The sequence below is a fragment of the Microcoleus sp. B9-D4 genome (genome assembly GCF_036705105.1).
GTDB lineage: Bacteria > Cyanobacteriota > Cyanobacteriia > Cyanobacteriales > Microcoleaceae > Microcoleus.
The window spans coordinates 18,778-28,240 of the sequence record NZ_JAUBTS010000075.1 but is presented as its reverse complement, the minus strand read 5'-3'; the positions used below and the strand labels follow the sequence as shown (position 1 = coordinate 28,240).

General features: G+C 46.0%; 8 protein-coding genes and 1 pseudogene. 7 read left to right on the top strand and 2 right to left on the bottom strand.

Annotated features, from left to right (window positions below):
• Positions 1–128: pseudogene (locus QUB24_RS29070) on the bottom strand (photosystem II D2 protein (photosystem q(a) protein)); the annotation flags it as partial.
• Between the two features lie 86 nt (positions 129–214).
• Positions 215–445, bottom strand: coding sequence for a hypothetical protein (locus QUB24_RS29065; RefSeq protein WP_333157094.1), 231 nt, complete (start codon positions 443–445; stop codon positions 215–217).
• Between the two features lie 646 nt (positions 446–1,091).
• Here QUB24_RS29065 and QUB24_RS29060 point away from each other — a divergent pair.
• The 7 genes from QUB24_RS29060 (at position 1,092) to QUB24_RS29030 (ending at position 9,461) form a co-directional block, all read left to right on the top strand.
• Entirely contained in the window at positions 1,092–2,306 is a 1,215-nt protein-coding gene (locus tag QUB24_RS29060; protein ID WP_333157093.1) for a transposase, read from the top strand.
• Between the two features lie 121 nt (positions 2,307–2,427).
• Positions 2,428–2,994 carry a photosystem I assembly protein Ycf4 gene (locus QUB24_RS29055; protein ID WP_333057558.1) on the top strand — a complete coding sequence of 189 codons (567 nt, stop codon included), beginning with the start codon at positions 2,428–2,430 and terminating at the stop codon, positions 2,992–2,994.
• Positions 2,995–3,310: 316 nt separating this feature from the next.
• Entirely contained in the window at positions 3,311–4,102 is a 792-nt protein-coding gene (locus QUB24_RS29050) for a peptidylprolyl isomerase (protein ID WP_445300446.1), read from the top strand.
• 216 nt (positions 4,103–4,318) lie between these two features.
• Complete coding sequence (locus QUB24_RS29045; protein ID WP_333157090.1) at positions 4,319–5,512, top strand: beta-ketoacyl-ACP synthase; 1,194 nt, start codon at positions 4,319–4,321, stop codon at positions 5,510–5,512.
• Between the two features lie 335 nt (positions 5,513–5,847).
• Positions 5,848–6,957, top strand: coding sequence for an ATP-binding protein (locus tag QUB24_RS29040; RefSeq protein ID WP_333157089.1), 1,110 nt, complete (start codon positions 5,848–5,850; stop codon positions 6,955–6,957).
• Positions 6,958–7,139: 182 nt separating this feature from the next.
• On the top strand, positions 7,140–9,038 hold the full coding sequence (gene mutL / locus QUB24_RS29035; protein WP_333157088.1) for a DNA mismatch repair endonuclease MutL: 1,899 nt from the start codon (positions 7,140–7,142) through the stop codon (positions 9,036–9,038).
• 162 nt (positions 9,039–9,200) lie between these two features.
• Positions 9,201–9,461 (top strand): hypothetical protein, encoded by a 261-nt coding sequence (locus tag QUB24_RS29030; RefSeq protein WP_333157087.1) that lies wholly within the window; start codon positions 9,201–9,203, stop codon positions 9,459–9,461.
• The last annotated feature ends 2 nt before the right edge of the window (positions 9,462–9,463 follow it).

Genomic DNA, 9,463 nt, shown 5'->3' with positions numbered 1-9,463 from the left:
AGGTAGGCGCAGGGGAATAGCAGGATGCCAGACCAGCCTACGAAGACGAAGCGATCGCGTTTGAGCCAGTCGTCGAGTACATCAAAGATGCCTCTTTCGTTCTGGGCGCGTCCGACTGCGATTGTCATTGGGGTAAAATCCTTTTGCTTGTTAAAAGACCAAGGTTTCTAATTAAAGTTAACATAACTATATATTAGAAGTTCATAAATTTCAACTAGAACAGCAGGGTTCCCCCACTAGAGGCGTACTCGATGAAAGCGTGGTTGAGAGGAAGGCCATCTTGGTTGACGATGCTCAGCAACAATCCAACTGACCCTTCGTCGCCAAGCGGCGAGGTGGCGGTGGTTGAGGAGCAAAACTTAAGTGCCCAATAGTTTCCCAAACTTATCCACAGTTGATCGCTGAGAGAAAGTTCTATGTGGAAAGTGGCAGAGTTCGCACGCATTAGTAGGAGTCCTCATGTTCTACGTTACGACGCCCAGAAAGTGAAGGCAAGTTAATTCCTGACAGAACACTAGGAAACCAGCGCATTTACTCAGAAAGTCAGTTTACAAAAATTCGTCATACTTAACTTGACTGATTAAAATTTTGGGCAGTATGATTACACCAATGCCTACAAAAGGCTTAATTATCTGGTTTGTAAACCACGGTGCAAGTCAAAACTGACCAGCCTGTCACAAGGTCGAACGGGAGCCCGCGTTTCGTTAAATTGGTTGAAAATAGTGGATGACTCATGGCTAAAAGCTTCAACCAAAATTAATTCAATTAGGGTGGGCTACACCCGAATTAACGCCTGTGGACAAGTTGCGAGCCGGCTCCCTTGGGTGAAGCAGGAAACAGACCCTTCAGGAGTCATTCTGATTGAATGGTGAGGCTTAAATAAGTTTAGCCAAGTTTTGTGTAGCAGACGAACAAACACTCTGCGCTTGCACTCAAATCCTTCACAGGGTAAGATTATCCTCTTATCTGTTGAAGAAGTTGTGAGCCAAGTAATTACCGCCAAACTCAAATTAAACCTGACTGCCGAGCAAAAAATCTCGGTAGCTCAGGTTTCTTTGGCCACTTGGGATGCGTAGTTCAGCGCATCCCAAGTGGCATTTGATAACGGTAAATCTGGCAACGGAGCTAAACTACAAAAGTTGGTCTACTCGGAGCTACGGGCATTATTTGGGCTTGGTTCCCAGATGGCGTGTAACGTGCCAAGACAAGTTGCTGCGACTTTTAAGACGCTGTGGACTAAAGCCAAGCAGAATAGCGAGGCGCTTAAAGCTGGGTATACCAAGTGGCGGTACAAGGGACTCGATCGAGCTCCCAAATACACCTCGCGGACTTGTACGCTTAATTACCAGCGCGACTACTCCTTTAAAAAGGATCGACGGGTCAGTATTAACACCCTGGGTGGTCGAATTGTTGTTCCGTTTGATGGCTACAACAAGCACATCGATCTGATGCGAGCGTCCAAGAAGATCGGTGCTGCTAAAATTGTCTACCAGAAATCCTCGAAGACTTACTATCTAATGGTGAGCTTGGAGGTGGAAACGCCTACTCTCGACCCACTGAACATCACTAGAATTTCTGGTATAGATGTGGGAATGAGATACCTCGCAGTCGAAACAGACTTAGCTAATAAGTCGAGTTTCTATTCGGGCAAGGCGGCTAGACATCGAGCCAACCGTTATCAAAAAGCCAGACAATCTCTACAGCGAAAAGACACCCGTTCGGCGAAGCGAAGATTAATCGCTTTGTCGGGACGGGAGAGACGGTTTATCGCTGATGTGAACCACCAGATTGCGAGTAAAATCGCCAAGCCTAACAGCCTGATTGGACTAGAAGATCTGACCGGAATACGCGATCGAACTAAATCTAAATCGGGCAAACGGGCAAGCAAGAAACAACGGAAAGCTAACAGGAACGTGGCTCAATGGTCGTTTGCCGAATTGCATGGCTATATCGATTACAAGGCTGTGCTGGTTGGCTCGTTAGCTACTAAAGTTCCAGCACATTACACCTCGCAAAGTTGCCCTAAATGTGGGCATACCTCAAAGGCTAATCGACCGAACAAGGGGCTGATTTTCCGCTGTGAATGCTGTGGGCATCAACTTCATGCAGATCTGGTTGGGGCGCGAAATATCGCACTTAGAACGTTGCTCGTCCGGCAAGCCTGGATGAGTACCGGGGTCTTGTCAGCACTCCCTCATGTATCGAGCCGTGAAGCCAAAGCTGAAATCCTTTCGAGGTTTTCGGAATTGAGGTGGAGTTCAGATACAAGCCCCCATCATAGCGGTACTCCGCTTGATGGCGGGTAGTTGACCATAATTAGCAGGAGTTGATACACAATCCCGATCGGTCGATCGCGATCGCCTCAGCGAAGCGTCACGCTCGGTGGACTAATTGAATTAAGATTTGGCTTTAAGGCTGTTTAATTTTATGACTGCAAAAACAATGACCTCGATCGATCCTGTCCTGCGCTACCCGGTTTTGGGATCCCGCCGCTTCAGCAATTACTGGTGGGCGACGGTGGTCAGCATTGGAGGGACTGGTTTCCTGCTGTCGGGCATTTCCAGCTACTTGCACGTTAACCTGCTGCCTTTTGCTGACCCGACTCAGCTCATTTTCATCCCCCAAGGCATTGCGATGGGTTTCTACGGTGTCTGTGGCGTGCTTTTGGCGCTCTACTTGTGGCTGACTATTCTCTGGGATGTCGGTGGCGGTTACAACGAGTTCGATCGACAAACTGGTAACATTCGGATCTTTCGCTGGGGTTTTCCCGGCAAAAACCGCAAAGTTGATTTTAATTGCAAGACATCGGAGGTGCAATCTGTGCGGGTAGACATTAAAGAAGGTCTCAATCCCCGCCGCAGTATTTATCTTAAGCTCAAAGACCGCCGTCAGTTTCCCTTGACTAGAGTCGGACAGCCGATTGCTTTGTCTGAAGTGGAAAATCAAGCGGCCGAATTGGCTCGATTTTTGCAAGTTCCCCTCGAAGGACTTTAGGGATTTTCGATTGGCGATTTGAGATTTTAGATTGGTAATGTCTCGTAGGGTGCGCCGGGCCGCGCACCTTACCTACCTGGTAAGTGAAAAAGATCGATCGGCGAGTAAGCCGGTTACCAATTTTTGAATCTATCAATTAACCATACTTCCGACAGTTTTTGATGGCCAACCGTAGAATAAGGGTTGCAAGGATCGGCGGCAAGTTCGCTATCAAAGCAAAATCGCGGTTTTCAGACTACGAACTACAAACAGTTCGGACTATTGAATTAAAATCTTTAGTTGCCAAGTCCGTAATTGACTCAAAGTGAAAATACAAATGCAAATGCAAATCAAAATTCAGCGGTGGTTGTTCTCACTTTTAATAATTGGCGCGTTGTTTGTCGGAGGATGCGGTAGTTCCCCTGTGGCAAACTCGACTCCGACACCAAATCCGGCGTCAGGTGAAAGTATTTCTTTGTCTCCGTCTCCGTCTCCTTCTCCTGCATCTGTAGCGGCGAGTTCGCAATTTAGCAATTTGCCACGATTGGAAGGAAAAGCAACGGTGGTGATGACTGTTAAAGGGGCTCCAATTACGATCGAACTCGACGGCACAAATGCGCCAATTACTGCGGGCAATTTTGTCGATTTGGTTCAGAAAGGTGTCTACGACGGGCTGGTATTTCACCGAGTCGTGCGGGAACCTCAGCCTTTTGTAGTTCAGGGTGGCGATCCCCAGGGTAAAGACCCTAAATTCCCTACGGCGCGGCTGGGAACTGGTGGTTTTATTGACCCGAAAACTACTGTAGAACGCAGGATTCCTCTGGAAATTAAAGCTCAAGGTGCTGCCAATCCGACTTACAGCGCGACGCTACAAGAAGCTGGGGTTAAGGAGAAACCCGTGTTGATGCACAGTCGCGGGGCTGTTGCTATGGCTCGATCGCAGAGTCCTGATTCGGCTTCTTCTCAGTTTTACTTTACTTTGACGGATGTACCGTTTTTGGACGGTAGCTATGCAGTTTTTGGGTACGTGAAGCAAGGGATGGATGTTGTTGATAAGATTCAAGCGGGCGATCGCATTGATAAGGCTACTGTTACTCAGGGTTTGGAAAATTTTAAGCCTGTTAGCTGAAGGTAGTCAACCAATTTTGGATTTGGGATTGTAGATTTGGGATTTTAGATTTTTGATTATCCCCACGGGATCGATCCGATGGCTTGTAAATTCTGGATTTGAGATAAGAGAATTGGATTTTAGATTTTAGATTATTCCTTTTTAATCCAAAATCTAAAATCGTCTGCCCTGATTCTTCTTTTAATCCAAAATCTAAAATCTAAAATCGGCTTAGCTATGGATGTTGTTGTTACGGGAATTGGTCTTGTTTCGGCTTTAGGCTCTCTGGAAACAAGCTGGAAAAGACTGCTGTCTGGAGAATCGGGAATCGCTCGGCATCAACCTTTTTTAGAACTTGAACGGCTACCTTTGGCTTTAATTGGCACAAAACCGGCCGATTTAATAACTTTAATTCGGCCGGTTTTAGCAGATGCTTTGCAAGATGCTAATTTGACTTGGCCATTGCCTGCTTGCGGAATTGTTATTGGCTCTAGCCGAGGTTTCCAGGCAAATTTGGAACTGTTGGCGAGGGAAGGAATAGGGAAGAAGGAAGAAGGAAGAAGGAAGAGGGAAGAGGGAAGGGAATTACCGATTCGAGATTACCAATTCCCAATTCCCAATTCTCAATTTGTGAATTTTTTGCCTCACATGGGGGCGATCGCAGCGGCGAGGGCAATTGGCTCAACGGGGCCGGTGCTGGCGCCGATGGCTGCTTGTGCGACGGGCCTACAGTCGATCGCCCGTGCTGTTGATTTAATCCGCACTGGTGAGTGTCAGCGGGCGATCGCAGGTGCTGTGGAAGCGCCTATCACACCGCTTACTCTGGCTGGATTTAGCCGGATGGGTGCTTTGGCAAATGCTGGGTGCTATCCCTTTGATGAAAATCGGGAAGGCTTTGTGATCGGTGAAGGCGGGGCTTTATTTGTATTAGAATCGGCCGAGTTGGCAAGGCGTCGTGGTGCTAAAATTTACGGTCGAGTTTCCGGTTTTTGCTTGACAAATGATGCTTGTCATGCTAATGCGCCGGAGCTGGGGGGGGAAAGTGCGATCGCGGCGGTAAATCAATGTTTGAAACGCAGCAATTTAGCGGCGATTGATATAGATTTTATTCATGCTCACGGTACTGCAACTGAGTTAAATGACCGACACGAAGCACTGTTAATTGAGAAGTTATTTCACCCAGGAGTTGCTGTTAGTTCGACTAAGGGGGCGACCGGTCATACTTTGGGAGCTTCGGGAGCTTTGGGCGTGGCTTTTTGTTTGATGAGTATTAAATATCAGATGTTACCGCCTTGCGTGGGAATGAAAAAACCGGGGTTTGAATTAGATTTTGTTCGCTGTGCGCGATCGGCTATTGTCAGAAATGCGGTTTGTTTAAGTTTTGGCTTTGGCGGGCAGAATGCTGCGATCGTTTTATCTGGCGATCGTTAATTTTTGTAAACTCGGTTGATCGGCATTTAAATTACACGATCTCTCTACAGTTAAAATCTTCTGAGGTGGCCGGAGAACCCCCGCACATCCAATTTAAATCTCAAAAATAGTACAATACTTATGTATTTTAGTCAATTAACTGAGAATTTTGGTGAGATTGCTGGTGCTGCTATGCTAGTCTGGCTCTGCATCCCGACGCTAATCCTTGCGTCAAAGCCTCGGAGGCTAGAAAAGAGAGCCAGATTAAAGCAGTATTGTATTTTATTAACGCACTGATGCTGATCGGCGAAAATAGAAAAAAGAAACTGTTTAAATTAAGTCTCAGGTATTTTCACATGGATCTGGCCTCTCATCGATTTATGTCTTATTTTGAACCAGAGCAAGCTGCTCACCTTTGCCAAATAGCTGTTTTGGAGAGTTTTGCTGAGGAAACGCTGGTTTTTGAAGAAGGAGAAACAGCGGATTTTTTATATCTAGTTTTAGAAGGTAAAGTCGAGTTTAGCAAGCGGATCGAAAATCATAAATATCAAACTGTTGCTGTCGCTAACCCAGACGATTATTTTGGCGAACTCGGAGTTTTAGACGGAGAGCCTCGCAGTGCTAGAGCTGTGGCAGTTGCAGGCTCGACTTTGGCCAAAATAGACCGTGAAGAACTAATAACAACTCTCCAGTTTGCTAAAGGCAGTTCGGTACTGCAAATGTTTAGTTTCATTACTAAAAATTTACGGGATACCACGGATCAATATGTTAGCCAGTTGGTACACAAACAAAAAATGGTATTGGTAGGAGAAATGGTGAGTACAATTATTCACGATTTCAAAAGCCCTTTTACCGGAATTAAACTCTCCAGTGAAGTGCTCAAAGAAATGCACCCGGATGAGGAAACTCAGGAGTGGTGCGAACTTATTCAATTGCAGGTTCAGCGAATGTTGGGGATGGCTGAAGAAGTGTTAGAATTTTCGCGCGGCAATTCTGTATTAAATAAAAAACCAGTTAATCTAATCCAGACGTTGCAGCAGTTTCAAAAGTTGAACCGAGTTTATTTTGAAGCAGCAAAAGTAGATTTGGTAGTACGGGTGACAGAAGTGATAGTGGAAGCGGACGAAAATAAGATTTTGCGCGTTTTACAAAATTTAGTTGGGAATGCGGTTGAGGCTTTTGGCGGACGAGGGGGGCGGGTGGAGATTGCTGCGTGGCAAAGTGAGGATTGGGCAGAAATTAGCATTTACGATAACGGCCCCGGCATTCCACCGACAATTAAGGACAAGTTATTTGAACCGTTTGTGACTTATGGTAAACGGACTGGTACTGGGTTGGGAACGGCAATTGTTAAGTCGATCGTTGAGGCTCACCAAGGGAAAATTACTTATGAGTCAGAGGACGGAAAAGGCACAACTTTTTACATCCGGTTGCCGAAAACCCCGGCTTTAGCAGATAAAAATTAAGTAGGTTAGAAGATATATACTGAGGACTTTTTTACTAAGCCTCAGAGACTTGGTTTATGAGTAGATATTTTGTAATCAAACAATATTTTTCTAAGAAACCGGCTGGAAGAGCGTAAGTCATAATACTGTGTAGCGACTTGCAGAATCAAGTAGAATTGAATTAACGAAATGCTAAAAATCTGATGCCAGTTACTATTCAAACCTTACCCACAGAAGTTATCAACTTAATTGCCGCCGGCGAAGTGATTGACTCGATCGCCTCCGCGGTACGAGAATTAGTTGAAAATTCTCTGGATGCTGGCGCAACTCGCATCGTTGTTTCTGTCTGGCCCGAACAGTGGCGGGTGCAAGTTGCAGATAATGGTACAGGAATGGATCTGGAAAATTTGCGGCAGGCGGCTTCGCCTCACAGTACGAGCAAAATTACCACGGAAGCTGACCTTTACAAAATTGATACTTTGGGATTTCGTGGGGAAGCTTTGCACAGTTTAGCTCAGTTGGGCTGTTTGGAGGTTTTGAGCCGATCGAATGATTTGGGATTGGGGGATTTTTCGGAAAATCGAGAATCGGCGCAAACCCCCGCCAAATCTTCCTTTAACAAGGGGGCAATTGAAAATGCTCGATCGGGCTGGCGGGTGGTTTACAATAACGCGGGCGTTGCTGTGGAGGTGGAAACAGCGGCGATCGCTCCGGGTACGGTGGTGACTGTTGATAATTTGTTTGGCAATTGGCCTGTGCGCCGCAGTTTTTTGTCGCCCGCACAGCAAATGCGATCGATCCAATTAACCCTTCAGCAAATTGCTATTTGTCACCCGCACGTTAATTGGCAGTTGCGTCAAGGAAATACGCCTTGTTTGCACGTAACTCCTGGTAGCACAGCGGAACAACTTTTACCTCAATTTGTGCGCGGTGTGCGATCGAGCGATTTGCAGTATTTAAAAGTAAATTTGCCTTCAGTTCCTGAAAGGAATAAATCGCCAGATTATTTCGCACACACGCAATTGTTTTTGTCAAAAACACAGCCGAGTTACCAATGCCCAATTCCCGATGCCCAATTCCCAATGCCCAATGCCCCATGCCCACTTCCCAATTCCCAGTTTTTAGAATTAGTAATTGGTTTGCCAGATCGCTGTCACCGCAGGCGGCCGGATTGGGTGAAAGTTGGGGTAAATCGGCGAGTTGTGCGATCGCCCGAATTAGAGCAAACTATTCTCAGCGCCTTTGCCCGCACTTGTCCGCGCGATCGCTATCCCGTGTGTTTTGTCCACCTGCAAATTTCCCCTTCGGAAATCGACTGGAACCGCCACCCGGCTAAGGTTGAAATTTATCTGCATGATCCGAGTTTTTGGCAAGCACAAGTTAGCGCGGCAATTGCTCGTGCTTTGCACCTGAATGAGGAAGTTTTGTCGCCTGCCCCAATTCCCGATCGAGTTGGAAAATTACTGAAGGCATCGGAACAAAAAAGTGCTTACAGTGTCGGGATTTCGGCTAGGCCGAATGAGGAAGGCAGCGAAGAGGCAAAAGGTAATAAAATAGGATTGATGGAATTGAGGGCGATCGCTCAAGTTCACAATACTTACATTGTTGCCGAACATTCCAGCGGAATGTGGTTGGTGGAACAACACATCGCTCATGAGCGCGTTTTGTACGAGCAATTGTGTGCGGCTTGGCAGCTAAAATATCTGGAAAAACCCGTGATTCTCAGTCAATTATCTGCACTGCAAATTGAGAATTTATCCCGCTTGGGTTTGGAAGTAGAAAGTTTTGGGGAACAGCTATGGGCTGCCCGCGAAGTTCCTGAATTGTTAGCCGATCGAGATGACTGTGCGGATGCGCTTTTTGAACTCAGTAAAGTTGCAGATTTACAAGCTGCTCAAGTTGCGACTGCTTGCCGTAGTGCTATGCGAAACGGTACTCCTTTGAGTCTTTCTCAAATGCAAAATTTGTTGGATGAATGGCAGCAAACTCGCAATCCCCGCACTTGTCCTCACGGCCGCCCTATCTATTTTGCTTTGGAAGAATCGACTTTGGCTCGGATTTTTCGCCGCAGTTGGGTGATTGGCAAAAGTCACGGGATTTGAAAGTTGATTTGACATCCGAGGGCGTTCACCTCAATCTGGCTCGATCGAAAAAAATATCGTGAAGCTTTATTAAAAATAGTGGCGGATTTAGAGGGAAAAACTTAGAATATATTACAATTTAAATAAGGTACTGTTTTTAAGATCTTTTGGGCAACAGGCAAGATGCCTGTTCCACAAGAAAAAATGCCTGTATTACCAGAAAAAAGGTTAATTACACTACCAAAAGCTGCAACAGGCAAGATGCCGGTTCCACAAGAAAAAATGCCTGTATTACCAGAAAAAAGGTTACTTATACTAGCCAAAATGTCGGTTTACCCGAATAATCTTTGTTGTGGAACAGGCATCTTGCCTGTTCATTGTGGAACAGGCATCTTGCCTGTTCATGATATTGGTACAAAATGTAAATTAAAAATAAATCAATAATC